Annotated in this window: 11 protein-coding genes and 1 pseudogene; 5 read left to right on the plus strand and 7 right to left on the minus strand. The window is 62.4% G+C overall.

All coding sequences use genetic code 11. From position 1 onward, the window contains the following. Nucleotides 1-235 precede the first annotated feature (235 nt). The gene (locus tag ACODSJ_RS10965; protein ID WP_489101741.1) at nucleotides 236-496 is read left to right on the plus strand and encodes an accessory factor UbiK family protein; all 261 of its coding nucleotides are present in this window, start codon (nucleotides 236-238) and stop codon (nucleotides 494-496) included. A 54-nt stretch (nucleotides 497-550) separates the two neighbouring features. Here ACODSJ_RS10965 and ACODSJ_RS10970 read toward each other — a convergent pair whose 3' ends face one another. The 3 genes and pseudogenes from ACODSJ_RS10970 to ACODSJ_RS10980 all read right to left on the minus strand — a co-directional run bounded on the left by ACODSJ_RS10970 (nucleotide 551) and on the right by ACODSJ_RS10980 (nucleotide 3,613). Beyond that, nucleotides 551-1,414 (minus strand): methyl-accepting chemotaxis protein, encoded by an 864-nt coding sequence (locus ACODSJ_RS10970; RefSeq protein ID WP_489101788.1) that lies wholly within the window; start codon nucleotides 1,412-1,414, stop codon nucleotides 551-553. Then, nucleotides 1,409-2,191 (minus strand): annotated as a pseudogene (locus ACODSJ_RS10975) (MCP four helix bundle domain-containing protein); the annotation flags it as partial. The gene ACODSJ_RS10970 and the pseudogene ACODSJ_RS10975, both read right to left, overlap by 6 nt. Before the next feature lie 144 nt (nucleotides 2,192-2,335). Continuing rightward, a complete protein-coding gene (locus ACODSJ_RS10980; RefSeq protein ID WP_489101742.1) occupies nucleotides 2,336-3,613 on the minus strand; it encodes a sensor histidine kinase in 1,278 nt (425 codons plus the stop codon). Between the two features lie 238 nt (nucleotides 3,614-3,851). Between ACODSJ_RS10980 and ACODSJ_RS10985 the strand changes: the two genes are divergently transcribed. Continuing rightward, nucleotides 3,852-5,345: a YifB family Mg chelatase-like AAA ATPase gene (locus ACODSJ_RS10985; protein WP_489101743.1), complete on the plus strand. Its 1,494-nt coding sequence runs from the start codon at nucleotides 3,852-3,854 to the stop codon at nucleotides 5,343-5,345. A gap of 6 nt (nucleotides 5,346-5,351) precedes the next feature. Here the strand turns inward: ACODSJ_RS10985 and ACODSJ_RS10990 are convergent, their stop codons facing one another. The 3 genes from ACODSJ_RS10990 to ACODSJ_RS11000 all read right to left on the minus strand — a co-directional run bounded on the left by ACODSJ_RS10990 (nucleotide 5,352) and on the right by ACODSJ_RS11000 (nucleotide 9,952). Continuing rightward, nucleotides 5,352-6,566 (minus strand): aldose 1-epimerase family protein, encoded by a 1,215-nt coding sequence (locus ACODSJ_RS10990; RefSeq protein ID WP_489101744.1) that lies wholly within the window; start codon nucleotides 6,564-6,566, stop codon nucleotides 5,352-5,354. Nucleotides 6,567-6,871: 305 nt separating this feature from the next. After that, on the minus strand, nucleotides 6,872-8,848 hold the full coding sequence (locus ACODSJ_RS10995; protein WP_489101745.1) for a methyl-accepting chemotaxis protein: 1,977 nt from the start codon (nucleotides 8,846-8,848) through the stop codon (nucleotides 6,872-6,874). A 183-nt stretch (nucleotides 8,849-9,031) separates the two neighbouring features. Beyond that, nucleotides 9,032-9,952: a LysR substrate-binding domain-containing protein gene (locus ACODSJ_RS11000; RefSeq protein WP_489101746.1), complete on the minus strand. Its 921-nt coding sequence runs from the start codon at nucleotides 9,950-9,952 to the stop codon at nucleotides 9,032-9,034. A gap of 158 nt (nucleotides 9,953-10,110) precedes the next feature. Here ACODSJ_RS11000 and ACODSJ_RS11005 point away from each other — a divergent pair, with 158 nt between their 5' ends. Beyond that, a complete protein-coding gene (locus ACODSJ_RS11005) occupies nucleotides 10,111-11,505 on the plus strand; it encodes a NorM family multidrug efflux MATE transporter (protein WP_489101789.1) in 1,395 nt (464 codons plus the stop codon). 68 nt (nucleotides 11,506-11,573) lie between these two features. Here ACODSJ_RS11005 and ACODSJ_RS11010 read toward each other — a convergent pair whose 3' ends face one another. Then, nucleotides 11,574-13,247, minus strand: a complete 1,674-nt coding sequence (locus tag ACODSJ_RS11010; RefSeq protein WP_489101747.1) for a putative bifunctional diguanylate cyclase/phosphodiesterase — start codon at nucleotides 13,245-13,247, stop codon at nucleotides 11,574-11,576. Between the two features lie 279 nt (nucleotides 13,248-13,526). Here ACODSJ_RS11010 and rep point away from each other — a divergent pair, with 279 nt between their 5' ends. Further along, nucleotides 13,527-15,536, plus strand: coding sequence for a DNA helicase Rep (rep, locus tag ACODSJ_RS11015; RefSeq protein WP_489101748.1), 2,010 nt, complete (start codon nucleotides 13,527-13,529; stop codon nucleotides 15,534-15,536). A gap of 54 nt (nucleotides 15,537-15,590) precedes the next feature. Then, nucleotides 15,591-16,163, plus strand: coding sequence for a xanthine phosphoribosyltransferase (locus ACODSJ_RS11020; RefSeq protein ID WP_489101749.1), 573 nt, complete (start codon nucleotides 15,591-15,593; stop codon nucleotides 16,161-16,163). The last annotated feature ends 13 nt before the right edge of the window (nucleotides 16,164-16,176 follow it).

Here is a 16,176-nt window from a genome sequence, read left to right on the forward strand (position 1 = left end):
CAGTGCATGGGTCATCAGCCTCTAAGCAGAAACCTTGCCACCTGCGCCAAACCTCCCTGTTTTCAGTCGTTTACCCGCTTGACCCGCCTGCGGTGCGCCGCGAACCGCAGCGATACGCACAACAACAGTGCGACGGCGCCCGGCCCTGTGCGCAAAAAGCGTGCACCCTTGCCTGCAAATTTGACTATAGACACTGCGTGATACACTGCCGCCATCGTTTTTCAGGATTGCTGCCATGCTCGCGCCCAAAGACCTCCTCGACGCCCTCAGCGGCCACGCCTCCCGCCTCTTGAGCGGCGACACCCCGCTGCCCAAAAGCGAAATCGAAAGCCAGTTCAAGGCCTTGCTGCAAAGTGGCTTCAGCAAGCTGGACCTGGTGAGCCGGGAAGAATTCGACAGCCAGATGGTCGTACTGGCCCGCACCCGGGCACGGTTGGAGAGCCTGGAGGCGAAGGTGGCGGAGTTGGAGGCACGACTGACGCCCGCAGCGCAATAAGCCGCCCTCCGCTGCTGGTCGATACGCCTGGCCTTCGGGTATTCAACCGAGAGCTCAGAGACGGAAACGACCGACCAGCGCATTGAATGACAGGGCCAGGTTCGACAGTTCCTGGCTAGAAGCATTGGTCTGGTGCGCGCCAGCCGCCGTCTGGGTCGAGAGATCCTGAATATTGACCAGGTTACGGTCGACCTCGCGGGCCACGTGGGCCTGCTCTTCGGACGCCGTGGCAATCACCAGGTTACGGTCATTGATCTGCGAGATGCCGTCGGCGATCAGCTCCAAGGCCTCGCCGGTGGCGCGGGCCAGACTTTGGGTCTCGGTCACCAGCGCCTGGCTCCTGCCCATGGCATCGACCGCACCGTCTGCGCGGTTCTGCACCGCATGGATCATGCCCTCGATTTCCCCCGTGGACGCCTGGGTGCGGGCCGCCAGGGCGCGAACTTCATCGGCGACCACCGCAAAACCACGCCCCTGCTCCCCCGCCCGGGCGGCCTCGATGGCGGCATTGAGCGCCAACAGATTGGTTTGCTCGGCAATCCCGCGAATCACATCCAGCACCTTGCCAATATCACGGACCTGCACGGCCAGATCCCTGACCAGGCCGGTGGAGGACGTGATTTCCTGGGTGGCATGATCGATCGCCTGCACCGCGCTGCGGGCTTGATCGCGCCCATCGCTGGCTCGGGAACTGGTCGATTGCGAAGCCTGCGAGGTGGAAACCGCGTTGCGAGCCACTTCCTCGACCGCTGATGTCATCTCGGTCACTGCCGTGGCCGCCTGCTGGATTTCGTCGTTCTGCCGCGTCAGGGCTCGACTGCCATCGTCGGTCACCGCCGTCAGCTCCTCGGCCGCGGAAGCCAATTGGTCCGAAGCACTGGCGATCTGCTGAAGGGTGTTTTTCAAGCTGCCCTGCATGTCACCCAAGGCCTTGAGCAATTGACCCGCTTCGTCGCGACGGCTGCTGGTGATGTGCTGGGTCAGGTCGCCTTGGGCAATGCGCTGCGCGCAGGCGAGCGCCGTGGCAATGGGTCGACTGATCAAGCGGCTGATAAACAGGCCAAGAGCCAGAGCCGCGATAAACGCAATGACGATACCGCTGTACAACACCGTCCTGGCCGATGCTTCCTGCTGTACGGCGGCCTTGGCGCCTTCGCTGATCTGACGGTCATTGGAGTCGATCATGATGGTCAACTGGTCCATGACCTTGCGATAGGTTTTCTGCAAGTCACCCAGCAGCAGAATGCGGCCATTTTCCAGGTCCCCCGCCGCCATCAGCGCCAGGTATTGCTGCACCATGGCCTGGTAGACCGGCCAATCACGCGCCACCTGGTCACCGGCCATGCGCTCATCTTCGGCCAACGGCCCTTTGCGATACTCGGCAAAAGCCTGCTCGCTGGCCAACTGGTTGGCTTTCATCGAGGCAAGGAATTCATCCTTCACGCTTTGCGGAGCATTACCGGCGGTGGCGACGTAGAGCCGATACATGTCTCGCGTCTGACCGACCGCCTTGGTTTTGGTCTGCGCCGTATTGGCCACCGAGACCAGGTTGTTGTTGAACACCATCTGCAAGCGCGCCGACAGCACGGAAACCCCGCTGATGCCCAGCATGCCCACGGCGAGCGTGATCAGGGAGCAAAGGAAAAACGAGGAGATCAGTTTGGTGGAAAAATTTGCATCGTTGAGCCAGTTCATCAGCGGACCTTCGCGAAACAATGGCCCTTTGCCACGTTTATCAAGGAATGCTAATCACGGGAAATAGTGACCACCATGCAGGCAATCGCATGACCTCTTGGATTATTCAACGAAAATGCGTCGAAATCCTTGCCCGCAGCCTGCTCAATGCCCCATGGCCCGCAGGGCTTGCTCCTGATGCAATTCAATCGGCAGCTCGAGGGCAAATAACGCCCCCCGTCCCGGCCCCGCGCTCTGTACCGTGAGCTCGCCACCCATTTCGTGGGCGGCCAGAATACAGCTGTGCAGGCCAAAGCCATGGCCATCAGGGCGAGTGGTGAAACCGTGCTCGAACACCCGTACAAGGTTGTCCGGGGTGATCCCCTCACCATTGTCCTCGACCTCGATCCGCACCCGTTCATCGTCAGTGGATTTCAGGCGCAAGGTAATCCGCGCCGGCTTCCCGGCCCCGGACTCCAGTGCCTGCCGGGCGTTGTTGATCAGATTGACCAGAATCTGCAGCACCTTGTGCTTGTCCAATGGGATCGTCGGGACGGCGCTGAACTCCTTGACCAGCGTCACCTGCTGTCGGGCCAGGGACGTATCGCAAATGCGCACGACGTCCTCCAGCAGGTCCGGTAGCGAACCCGGTTCCAGCACGCTGGAGTTGCCGGCATAGGATTGCTGGGTCGCGACGATCTCCTTGATATGGTCGATCCGGCGGGTCAACTGCGCCAGCTCGGCGATCATGCCCTGCTGCTCGATCGCCAGCGCCTCGGCCAGTTTGTCGAGATAGTCCGGTAATGCACGACCTCTTGGATCACTGCTGATGAAGTCGCCGAGATCATCGGGGTGCGCCTTCATCAACTGGACAGCCTTGGCGACTCCCGGTCCCTTGGATGTGTGTATTTTTTCAGTCAGGACCTGGGCGGAGACATTGACGCTATTGAGCACATTGCCCACGTTGTGCAGCACGTTGGTGGCGATTTCCGCCATGCCCGCCCGGCGCGCCGTGGTGACCAACTCGGCCTGCGCCTCGCGCAACTCGTCGTTGACCCGGGCCATTTGCTGCGGACTCGGGATCTTCAACGCCGCAGGCACCAGCCGGATCAGGAGGATGGCGGTAACGACCGAAGCCATCGCCGTGATCACCTTGACCAGCGCCGACAGCCAGTAATATGGCTGCCAGATCGTCAGGATCTCCATCACATGGCTGGTGCCGCAGGCCAGGATGAAGACGCCGAAGGCCGCCAGCATCCAGTCGAACGGCACGTCCTTGCGCTTGTGGATAAAGTACAGGAGCGTAAACGGAATGGAGACGTAGCTCAGGGCAATCAAGCCATCCGCGATCACATTGGTCCACAGCAGATCCGGCCGCCACATGAAGCAGTGCCCGTGGGGCATGAAGCGGTTGTCGGTTAACAGAGCCAGCAGATCGCTCATGGCCACTTCCTCGCTGTGCCGTGGCGCCCGCCCAGCATCGACGGGACAGATTCCAGCTTAGCAGAGGGTTGGGTGGCACCCTTTCGACCCGCCGGAAGGCCAATCACCGGCCTGCCCCGCCACGGTGGCAACATCCTGCGAAGATTTGCCCCGTCGATGAAGCCGCCGGGACACCGCACCCCGACTACCCTTCAAGGGCCGCAGGACGCGGCACCCTCATTCAGCCAAGGAACGCTCCATGTCGCTCGCCATCGTCCACAGCCGCGCCCAAGTCGGGGTCGAGGCGCCTGCCGTGACCGTTGAAGTCCACCTGGCCAATGGCTTGCCGTCACTGACGATGGTGGGTTTGCCGGAGGCGGCGGTAAAGGAAAGCAAGGACCGGGTGCGCAGCGCGATCATCAATTCGGGGCTGCAGTTTCCGGCGCGGCGGATCACCTTGAACCTGGCCCCGGCGGACCTGCCCAAGGACGGCGGGCGCTTCGATCTGGCGATTGCCTTGGGGATTCTCTCGGCCAGTGTGCAGGTGCCGACCTTGACCCTGGATGACGTGGAATGCCTGGGTGAGCTGGCACTGTCCGGCGCCGTGCGACCGGTACGCGGGGTATTGCCGGCGGCGCTGGCGGCCCGAAAGGCCGGGCGCACGCTGGTGGTGCCGCGGGCGAATGCCGAGGAGGCGTGCCTGGCGTCGGGATTGAAGGTGATCGCGGTGGATCATTTGCTGCAAGCGGTGGCGCACTTCAACGGCCATACGCCGGTTGAACCCTACATTTCCGACGGCCTGATTCATGCGGCCAAGCCCTATCCGGACCTCAACGAAGTACAGGGCCAATCGGCGGCCAAGCGCGCATTGCTCATTGCCGCGGCGGGGGCGCACAACCTGTTGTTCAGCGGACCACCGGGCACCGGCAAGACCTTGCTGGCGAGTCGCCTGCCGGGTCTGCTGCCACCGCTGGCGGAGAGCGAGGCCCTGGAGGTCGCGGCTATTCAATCCGTCGCCAGCTGCATGCCGTTGAGCCACTGGCCGCAGCGTCCGTTTCGCCAGCCCCACCATTCGGCCTCCGGCCCGGCGCTGGTGGGCGGCGGGTCAAAACCGCAGCCGGGGGAGATCACCCTCGCCCACCACGGGGTGCTGTTTCTGGACGAACTGCCGGAGTTCGACCGCAAGGTGCTGGAAGTGCTGAGGGAACCGCTGGAGTCTGGACACATCGTGGTTTCCCGCGCCCGCGACCGGGTACGCTTCCCGGCGCGCTTCCAGTTGGTGGCGGCGATGAATCCTTGCCCTTGTGGTTACCTGGGCGACCCCAGCGGTCGTTGTTCCTGCACGCCGGACATGGTGCAGCGCTACCGCAACAAACTCTCCGGCCCGCTGCTGGACCGCATCGACCTGCACCTGACCGTCGCCCGGGAAGCCACGGCGTTGAACCCCAAAGGCCACACCGGGGACGATACCGCCACGGTCGCCGGGCAGGTGGCCGAGGCACGGGAACGCCAGCACAAACGCCAGCGATGTGCCAACGCCTTCCTCGATCTGCCGGGGTTGCGTCAACACTGCAAGTTATCCACAACCGACGAAGCCTGGCTGGAAACTGCCTGCGAACGATTGACCCTGTCGCTGCGCGCCGCCCATCGCTTGCTCAAGGTCGCCAGGACGCTTGCGGACCTTGAGCAAGCGGGGCCGATCCGGCGCGAACACCTGGCCGAAGCCTTGCAGTATCGGCCTGCTACACCGTGAGGCGCCTCAAGGCTTGGTCAGGTCCACCAACGGTGTTTCACGCACCTCGGTTTTTTGCCCGTTCTGGATGGCATCGATGCGCTTGAGTGCGTTATCCACAGCGCCCTTGTCCGCCAGCAGGCTGTAGTGGATCAAGAACTGCTTGTGCTCTTTCGGCGCGATGGTCGGCACCAGGCCCAGCGGCCGTTGGTAGTGACGGTTGTAGGAAAAACTGGTGCCCGGTTCCAGCCCGGTCACGTAGCCCTGGCCTTGGGTGTCGGTGTTTTTCCACAGGGAGAACACAGGCAGCGTGCGAGTGTTGAAGCCCACCGACACACCGAGGCTACCAGCCTTGTTGTGCAGCACCGTCAGTGTGTCGCCCTTGGCATCGGCGTACGGCACGACGTTATAGACGGTCTCGTCGTAATCCTTGGTGGGGGCCCGGTAGGTCTGCCAATCGTGCAGATCACCCTTGGCCTTGTCGTTGAACGGCGAGACCTGCTTGACCGGCGCGGCGAAGCGAGCGCCTTGCTCCAGGAATGGCGTGCTGAAGTTGCTGTGGTAGAGCGCCTGGTATTCCTTCGGATAGTCGCCGTTGTTGGTCAGCGTATCGTTGAGCGCGAAGGTCACGCTGCCGGGCTCGGTGACCAGCTCGGTCTGTACCGAGAAGTCGACCTTCTTGAAGGCCTGCTCCTTCAGTTCGCCCCGCAGGGTAATGGCGTACGGCGGCTTTTCATCGATGTGCAGGGTGACCTTGTTGGCCGGGATGTTGGCCGCGCGACCATGCAAGGTCAGCAGCTCGCCGTTGTCCATGCCGGGATGACCAACCCATTCGTAACCGCAGCGGGTCACCAGTTCGTTGAACCCTTCAAGCCAGCCCAGGCCACCACGACCGTTGAGCTCGATGAACGCCGGATTGACCACTTCCTTGACCGGAGAATCCCAGCCCATGCGCACGTTCCCGACCGACGCCTGCAATACGTTCATCCCACGGGTGGGCACGACGGAAAGCTTCAGGGTGCCGTTGTCGATGTCGACGATGCTGACGCCCTCCTGTCGCCCACCATGCAGCGTGCGCATCGTCACGGAAAAGGGCTTGTCGGTTTTCACGCCGAGTTGCTGGCTGGTGATTTGCCAGGGTTGCGCGGCTTTATCGGTGTCGAGCAGAACGTAGTCCCACGCCAAGGCATGGGAGGCAGCGCCCAGGGCGCCAAGGGTAACGAGGAGTTTGAGAGGAGTCATGGAGGCGACCTTTCTTGGAGTTGTGCGGGTTTTATAGACTTGAAGAAACGTTTCAGCAAGCCTAAAAACTGCAAATTCCTAAAAAGGAATGAACACGCGGTCGGGATTTTTTTGAGAGCACAGTCCCCTGTGGCGAGGGAGCTTGCTCCCGCTGGCCTGCGAAGCAGGCCCCTGCATTGTTTCAGGTAAACCGCACTGCCTGGTTTCGCGACGGCTGCGCCCAAGGCGTCGGACCGGCCGAGCGAGAGCAAGCTCGCCCCCACAGGAGACTGGGAAGCGAGCAGGCGGCAGCGATGCAAGACGCCTCAGCGGAACCGGTCAACCTCTTGGCGCAGGTCCTGGGCGAGTTTTTCCAGTTCCTTGGCGGTGATCGCCAGGTTCGAGACCACTTCGCGTTGTTCGCTGTTGGCCATGGCAATGCTTTGCAGGTTGCTGCTGAGCAATGTCGCGGTGCTGCTTTGTTCCTGGGTGGCGGTGGTGATCGCCGCGAATTGATGCCCGGCCGAGCGGCTTTGTTCGTCGATACGCGCCAGGGCCGAGGCCACGTTGGCGTTGCGCGACAGGCCTTCCTGCATCAACAGGTTGCCCTGTTCCATGGTGCTGATGGCATTGCCGGTTTCCTGCTGGATGCTGTTGATCATGCCGGAAATTTCATCAGTGGCCTGACGGGTACGCGATGCCAGGCTACGAACTTCATCGGCGACCACGGCAAACCCACGGCCCTGCTCGCCCGCGCGGGCGGCTTCGATGGCCGCGTTCAGGGCCAGCAGGTTGGTTTGCTCGGCGATGGAGGTGATGACGCCGACAATGCCACCGATTTCCTGGGAACGTTGGCCCAAGGTGTTGATGACCTTGGCGGTGCTGTTCAGCGAGCCGGCAATCTGCTCCAGAGATGCCGAAGCTTCACCCATCGAGGTACGACCGATCTGGGTTTGCTGGGCGTTTTCCTGGGCCAGGCGCTGGGTGTTGCCCATGTTGTCGGCAATGTCCAACGAGGTGGCACTGAACTCTTCCACCGCGCCGGCCATGCTGGTGATTTCGCCGGACTGCTGCTCCATGCCTTCATAGGCGCCGCTGGACAACCCGGACAGGGCCTGGGCACGGCTGCTGACTTCCTGGGACGCCTTGCGGATGTGCTCGACCATGGTCGACAGGGCCTGGCTCATCTGGTTGAAAGCCCGGGCCAGTTGGCCGATCTCGTCATGACTCGACACATCCAGGCGCACGCTCAAGTCGCCGGCACCCAGCGCTTCGGCCTGGCGCACCAGGTCTCCCAGCGGTGCCAGTTTGCTGCGCAACAGCCACATCGCGGCCCCCACCGCCAGCAGCATCGCCAACAGACTGCCGATAGCCAATTGAGTGCCCACGCTCCAGGTCACCGCGCTGATCTCGGCCCTCGGCATGCTCGCCACCACCGCCCACGGCCCGCCTTCGAACGGCACGGCAACGCTGTAGAAGTCTTCGGCGGTGTCGCTCCAGAACGCACCCTTGCCTGGCTTCCTGGCCAAGTCGACGATGGTCTTGCTCGCTTGGTCCAGGGCCTGGACACCCGCCGGCGGCACCAGCCATTTGTTCTGCTCATCCAGCAAGGCCAGCGAACCAGTCTGGCCAATGCGGAAGCGCTTGAGGTTCTCGAACTGCGCATTCTGCGCATCGGTGTAATCGAATCCTACGTACAACACGGCAATGACCTTACCGCCGCTGTCGCGTACCGGCGTGTACTGCGACATGTAGTAACGCCCAAAGAGCAAGGCGCGACCGATGTAGCTCTGGCCGGACATCACCGGCGCATAAGCAGGCCCAGCCCGATCGAGCAAGGTGCCGATGGCTCGCGTACCGTCCTGCTTGGTCAAGGACGTGCTGACGCGGATGAAGTCATCGCCGCTGCGCACGAACACCGTCGCCACACCCGCCGTCATTTGCCTGAACTCGTCCACTTCGTCGAAGTTGTTGTTCAGCACTTCGCTGCCCAGGGTCAGGCTCGGGGCCTGCACGCCCGCCACCGCGATCGGTTGATCGGCATGCACTTGCAAGCCTGCGCTGAAGCGTTTCTCAAACAGGCCGCTCAAGCGCTGGGTGCTTTCACGCAGGGTGCCGTGGAAGGTATTGAGCTGATCGGCCATCAGGCGCGCTTCGCTGGCCAGATGTTCTTCACGGGTGGCAAGGTTGGCAGCGTCCAGCGAGCGCAAGGCGAAGACGGTACTGCCGGTGATGACGACCGCCAGAATCACGGCGAGGGCAAGGCCTAGCTGTGAGGCGATCCGGGCACGGGGTTGAGACATGACGGCTCCTGGCCGAGAGACCGGATCATTCTGATCACGTCGCACGCTCGGCATTGTATTCGGTGAGGTGTGATAAGCCCTTTCTGAACGAGGGTTCCATCTCACCGATTCGGCGGCAAAGTCGAATACTTGAGCATTCTGGAAGGAATAATATCAAGTGGCTATCACGCAAGCTTCAACGATTCAGCCAAGACGCTCCACGGCAGGCAGTTGCATGGCCTTGACCTCGCTTTGGAGGAAGTCGCTCAGACGACGCAAACGTTCACCTCCAGGACGGGTTTTCGGCCAGACCAGATAATAGTGCTCGCCGCTGGCAACGGCCGTCGGCCATGGCAGGCTCAGGCGGTCCTGGGCCACGTCTTCAGCCACCATCAGCAGGTCGCCCATGGACACGCCATAGCCCCGCGCCGCCGCGATCATGCCCAACTCCAGCGTGTCGAACACCTGCCCGCCCTTGAGCGAGACCTGGTCGGCCAACCCCATGCACTCCAACCACTTGCGCCAGTCCCGGCGGTCCGGCGTGGGGTGCAACAGCTCGGTGCTGGCCAACCGCTCAACGTCCCAGGGCGGTTCGCTCAACAGGCTTGGCGCACCGACCGGGATCAGTTCCTCGGAAAACAGCAAGCTGGCCTCCCAATCGGCTGGGAAATGCCCGTTGCTCAGCAGTACCGCGCAATCGAAAGGCTCGGTATTGAAATCCACCGAGTCGACGTCCATCCAGGCGCTGGTCAGTTGCACCTCATTGCCCGGCTGTAGATGCCGGAAGCGACTGAGCCGCGCCAGCAACCAGCGCATGGTCAGGGTCGAGGGGGCTTTCATGCGCAGGATGCCATCCTCGCCATGCAAGGTATGGCAGGCCCGCTCCAGCGCCATGAAGCCTTCGCGCACACCCGGCAGCAGTAACCGCGCCGCCTCGGTCAACTGCAAATGACGCCCGCTGCGCTGGAACAACCGACAAGCGAAGTGCTCTTCCAGCGTGCGAATGTGCCGGCTGACTGCGCTCTGGGTAATCGACAGTTCTTCGGCCGCCCGGGTGAACGAGCTGTACCGTGCCGCCGCTTCGAACGCCCGCAACGCATAAAGAGGAGGAAGACGACGCGACATGGGCAAAGCTCCTATGACCTGTTGGCAAACCCTACCAGAAACTGCCCTTGCATGAGTTTTAATCATGCCAGGGATCTTTTTTATCCTTTTGTGCAAACCGCGAGGGACGCCGAGAATCGTTGCTTTACTGCCTTGTTCGAACTTGGAGCGTGATGATCATGCGGCATCCGGTGCGTATTGAACTCTGGGCCATCCTGCGGCTGGCGGGACCGCTGATCGCTTCGCAGTTGGCGCACATGCTGATGGTGTTGACCGACACCGTGATGATGGCTCGTCTGAGTCCCGAAGCCCTGGCGGGCGGCGGGCTGGGGGCGGCCAGCTACTCGTTCGTCTCGATCTTCTGCATCGGCGTCATCGCAGCGGTGGGTACCCTGGTGGCGATCCGTCATGGTGCGGGCGACACCGAGGGCGCCACCCGGCTGACCCAGGCCGGGTTGTGGCTGGCCTGGTTGATGGCGCTGATGGCCGGGTTGCTGCTGTGGAACCTCAAGCCGGTGCTGCTGATGTTCGGCCAGACCGAGAGCAACGTGCTGTCCGCCGGACAGTTCCTGCTGGCGCTGCCGTTCGCCCTGCCCGGCTACCTGAGCTTCATGGCCCTGCGCGGTTTTACCAGCGCCATCGGCCGGGCCACACCGGTCATGGTGATCAGCCTCGGCGGCACGGTGGCCAACTTCCTGCTCAACTATGCGCTCATCACCGGTCTGTTCGGCCTGCCGAAACTGGGCTTGATGGGGATCGGCCTGGTCACGGCCATCGTCGCCAACTGCATGGCCCTGGCGCTGGCCTGGCACATTCACCGGCACCCGGTCTACAAGGCTTATCCATTGCTGGCCGGCCTGTTGCAGCCCAATCGCCAATACCTCCAGGAACTGTGGCGCCTGGGCCTGCCGATCGGCGGCACCTATGCCGTGGAAGTCGGCTTGTTCGCGTTCGCCGCGCTGTGCATGGGCACCATGGGCAGCACACCGTTGGCGGCCCACCAGATCGCCCTGCAGATTGTCTCGGTGGCGTTCATGGTGCCGGCGGGGATGTCCTACGCCATCACCATGCGCATCGGCCAGCACTACGGTGCCGGACAATTGCAGATGGCACGACTGGCCGGGCGCGTCGGCATCGGTTTTGGTGCAGCCGCGATGCTGACGTTCGCCATGGTCTTCTGGCTGCTGCCGCATGCCTTGGTCGGTCTGTTCCTGGACCACAACGACCCGGCGTTCAGGGAAGTGATCAACCTGGCCGTGAGCCTGCTGGCCGTGGCGGCCTGGTTCGAGCTGTTCGACGGCACGCAAACCATCGCCATGGGCTGCATCCGCGGGCTCAAGGATGCCAAGACCACCTTCCTGGTGGGCCTGGGCTGCTATTGGCTGATTGGCGCGCCCTCCGCGTGGTGGATGGCTTTTCACCTCCACTGGGGGCCGACCGGCGTCTGGTGGGGCCTGGCCCTGGGGCTGGCCTGCGCGGCAGTGAGCCTGACGCTGGCGTTTGAATGGAAAATGAAGCGGATGATCCGCAGCGAACCGGGGCAGTCGAGTTTCGAGGCTGTCCAGGCCAAGTGATCCCCCTGTGGGAGCAAAGAGTCTGTGGGAGCAAACTCCCACAGGGCTCACTTCCCACAAGGTTTCTGTCAGGCCACGATTTCGCGCATGGATTGCTGATCACCTTCGAACGTCAGGTACTCAACCAACTCCGGCAACGGCAACGGTTTGCTGATCAAGAAGCCCTGCACCTGGTCGCAGCCGAAGCCGCGCAGCAAATCCAGTTGTTCGTGGGTTTCCACGCCTTCGGCCACCACTTCCAGGTTGAGGTTATGGGCCAGGTTGATCATGGCGTGCACCAACTGGCGGTTCTCTTCGCGCAGCTCCATGCCGCCGACGAAGCTTTTGTCGATCTTGAGCAAAGCAATCGGCAGGCTGTTGAGGTGCACGAACGACGAGAACCCGGTGCCGAAGTCATCCAGGGAAAAGCGCACGCCCAGGCGCCCCAGGGCGTCCATGGTCTGCTTGACCAGTTCGCTGCGGCGCATGACGGCGGTTTCGGTGAGTTCGAATTCCAGCCACTGGGCCTCGACACCCCGCTCGGCGATCAGCCGGCTCAGGGTCGGCAGTAACTGGCTGTCCTGGAACTGCCGGAACGACAGGTTGACCGCCATGTGCAGCGGCGCCAGCCCCCGCTCACGCAAGGCTTGCATGTCCCGCAGCGCCCGGGAAATCACCCAGTAGCCCAGCGGCACGATCAGGCCGCTCTGTTCGGCCAGCGGTACGAATTCGCTGGGCGGCAGCAAGCCACGTTCACCGTGACGCCAGCGCACCAGGGCTTCGAGGCCGACGATGCGGGCGCCATCGAGGCTCAGCCGGGGCTGGTAATGCAATTCCAGTTCGTCACGGCGCAGCGCCCGGCGCAACTCGCTTTCCAGGTCGGCGAGGCTACGGGCATTGCGGTTGATCCGCTCGTTGAAGATGTGAAAGGTACAGCCTTGTGTGCTCTTGGCCTGCTGCATGGCGATGTGGGCGTGCCACATCAGCGGGTCGGCGCCGGCCTGGGCACGTGCATGGGCGACGCCCAGGCTGCAACCGATCAGCAGGCTTTCACCGTCCACCCAATAAGGTTCGGCCATGGCCTCGATGATACGCTCGGCCATCCACTCGGCCCGCTGCGGCGCGCGGCGGGTGTCGATCAGCAAGGCGAATTCGTCGCTGCCCAATCGCGCCAGTTGATCCCCGGCTTCGAGCGCCCCCTTGAGCCGTGACACCACTTGCAGGATCAAGCGGTCGCCGGCCTGGTGACCGAGGGCGTCATTGGCGTGCCGGAAGTTGTCCAGGTCCAGGTGCCCGAGCGCTATGCCACGGCCGTCGTTTTCCGCCAGGCGCGCCGTCAGCAGCGTCTGGAAACCCTGGCGATTGGCGATGCCGGTCAGCGGATCCTGCTCGGCGAGACGCTGCAAGGTGTTCTCCAGTACACCGCGCTCGCGCACATGGCGCAGGCAACGACGCAGGGTCGCACTGTCGAGCAGGTCACGCACCAGCCAGTCGCTGACGCCGTCGGGAGCGACCGCAGGCTCGTGCTCAAGCAACAGGATAGTCGGCAGGGAGCATCGGCCCGGTGCCGGTTGCAGGGCCATGACGGTCAGTAGTACTGCGTTGCGGTTATCCTCGAACAGGCTGCTGACCGACTCCCAGCTCGGAGCACTGATCAACACGACTGCAGGCCCCAAGGGCGCCAGGCACTCGCGCAAGATGGCCGACCACTCTGGCTCTTCGGCCAATAACAGCAAACGCAAGGGTTCGACAGGCGTAGACAAGCTGACTCCCTAGACTCTGCAAGGTGGTTGGGCGCGCGGCATTATGACCTGCCGACGAGCAATGACCAATGCCAATGGTTCTCAAGCACTTGCCAACGGCGGTTCTATTTTCGGTTGAAGTCGTACGTTAGACGCAGATTCGCTGCCATATCCTGCGTGAAACCGGCACGGGCGGCAAATGACAATGCTTGTGCTACGTCACAAGTCGGACAGCGCAGCACAATTCTCTGAGCCTGTTAAAATGCCGGCCCATTTCGCAGACGACTCCCTGACCCTGTCATGTCCCGACTCAATCCCCGGCAGCAAGAAGCCGTGAACTATGTCGGCGGCCCACTTTTGGTGCTCGCCGGCGCAGGCTCCGGCAAGACCAGCGTGATCACCCGCAAGATCGCGCACCTGATCCAGAACTGTGGCATCCGCGCCCAATACATTGTGGCCATGACCTTCACCAACAAGGCCGCCCGGGAAATGAAGGAACGGGTCGGCGGCCTGCTGCGCGCCGGTGAGGGTCGCGGCCTGACGGTCTGCACCTTCCACAACCTGGGCCTGAACATCATCCGCAAGGAACATGCGCGGCTGGGCTACAAGCCGGGCTTCTCGATCTTCGACGAGACCGACGTCAAGGCCCTGATGACCGACATCATGCAGAAGGAATACGCGGGCGATGACGGCGTCGACGAGATCAAGAACATGATCGGCGCCTGGAAAAACGACCTGGTGCTGCCCGCCGAGGCCCTGGAGAACGCCCGCAACCCCAAGGAACAGACCGCCGCCATTGTCTACACCCACTACCAGCGCACGCTCAAGGCGTTCAACGCGGTGGACTTCGACGATCTGATCCTGCTGCCGGTCAAGCTGTTCCAGGAACACGCCGACATTCTGGAAAAATGGCAGAACAAGGTTCGTTACCTGCTGGTGGACGAATATCAGGACACCAACGCCAGCCAGTATCTGCTGGTGAAACTGCTGATCGGCAAACGCAACCAGTTCACCGTAGTGGGCGACGACGACCAGTCGATCTACGCCTGGCGCGGCGCGCGGCCGGAAAACCTGATGTTGCTCAAGGAAGACTACCCGTCGCTCAAAGTGGTGATGCTGGAGCAAAACTATCGCTCCACCAGCCGCATCCTGCGCTGCGCCAACGTGCTGATTTCCAACAACCCCCACGAGTTCGAAAAACAACTGTGGAGCGAGATGGGCCACGGCGACGAGATCCGGGTGATCCGCTGCCGCAACGAAGACGCCGAAGCCGAGCGCGTGGCCATGGAAATCCTCAGCCTGCACCTGCGCACCGACCGGCCGTACAGCGACTTTGCGATCCTGTACCGCGGCAACTACCAGGCCAAGCTGATCGAGCTGAAATTGCAGCACCACCAGGTTCCCTATCGCCTGTCGGGGGGCAACAGCTTTTTCGGCCGTCAGGAAGTGAAGGACCTGATGGCCTATTTCCGCCTGATCGTGAACCCGGACGACGACAACGCCTTCCTGCGGGTGATCAACGTCCCACGCCGGGAAATCGGCTCGACCACCCTGGAAAAACTCGGCAACTACGCCACCGAGCGCAAGATTTCGATGTACGCCGCCACCGACGAGATCGGCCTGGGCGAGCACCTGGACAGCCGTTTCACCGACCGCCTGGCACGCTTCAAGCGTTTCATGGACAAGGTTCGTGAACAGTGCGCCGGGGAAGACCCGATCTCGGCACTGCGCAGCATGGTCATGGACATCGACTACGAAAATTGGCTGCGCACCAACAGCTCCAGCGACAAGGCCGCCGATTACCGCATGAGTAACGTCTGGTTCCTGATCGAGGCGCTGAAGAACACCCTGGAAAAAGACGAGGACGGCGACATGACCGTCGAGGATGCCATCGGCAAACTCGTGCTGCGGGACATGCTCGAACGCCAGCAGGAAGAGGAAGACGGCGCCGAAGGCGTGCAGATGATGACCCTCCACGCGTCCAAGGGCCTGGAATTTCCCTACGTGTTCATCATGGGCATGGAGGAAGAAATCCTCCCGCACCGCTCCAGTATCGAGGCCGACACCATCGAAGAGGAACGGCGCCTGGCTTATGTCGGCATCACCCGGGCCCGCCAGACGCTGGCCTTCACGTTCGCCGCCAAGCGCAAGCAATACGGCGAGGTGATCGACTGCGCACCCAGCCGTTTTCTCGATGAGCTGCCGCCCGACGACCTCGCCTGGGAAGGCAACGACGACACACCGACCGAGGTCAAGGCCGTTCGCGGCAACAGTGCCCTGGCCGATATACGTGCGATGCTCAAGCGTTAGAATCGACTACTTTTATCGACCTTAGGCGCTGTCGGCGCCATTGGAGGAGGCTTCATGGAAGCCCTGCACCAGAAAATCCGTGAGCTAGGCATCGTACTGTCCGACCAGGTCCTCAAGGTCGACGCTTTTCTCAATCACCAGATCGACCCGCAGTTGATGAAGCAGATCGGCGACGAATTCGCCGCGCTGTTCAAGGATTCGGGCATCACCAAGATCGTCACCATCGAAGCTTCGGGCATCGCGCCGGCGATCATGACCGGCCTGAACCTTGGCGTACCGGTCATTTTCGCCCGCAAGCAGCAGTCCCTGACCCTGACGGAAAACCTGCTGTCGGCCACCGTGTATTCGTTCACCAAAAAGACCGAGAGCACCGTCGCCATCAGCCCGCGCCACCTGACCAGCAGTGATCGGGTGCTGATCATCGATGACTTCCTGGCCAACGGCAAAGCCTCCCAGGCGCTGATCTCCATCATCAAGCAGGCTGGCGCCACCGTGGCCGGGCTGGGGATCGTGATTGAGAAGTCCTTCCAGGGCGGTCGCGCGGAGCTGGATGCCCAGGGGTATCGCGTCGAGTCGCTGGCCCGGGTGAAGTCCCTGGCGGGTGGGGTTGTGACCTTTATCGACTGATCACCACCAATCT

It is taken from the genome of Pseudomonas sp. FG6, assembly GCF_057809015.1.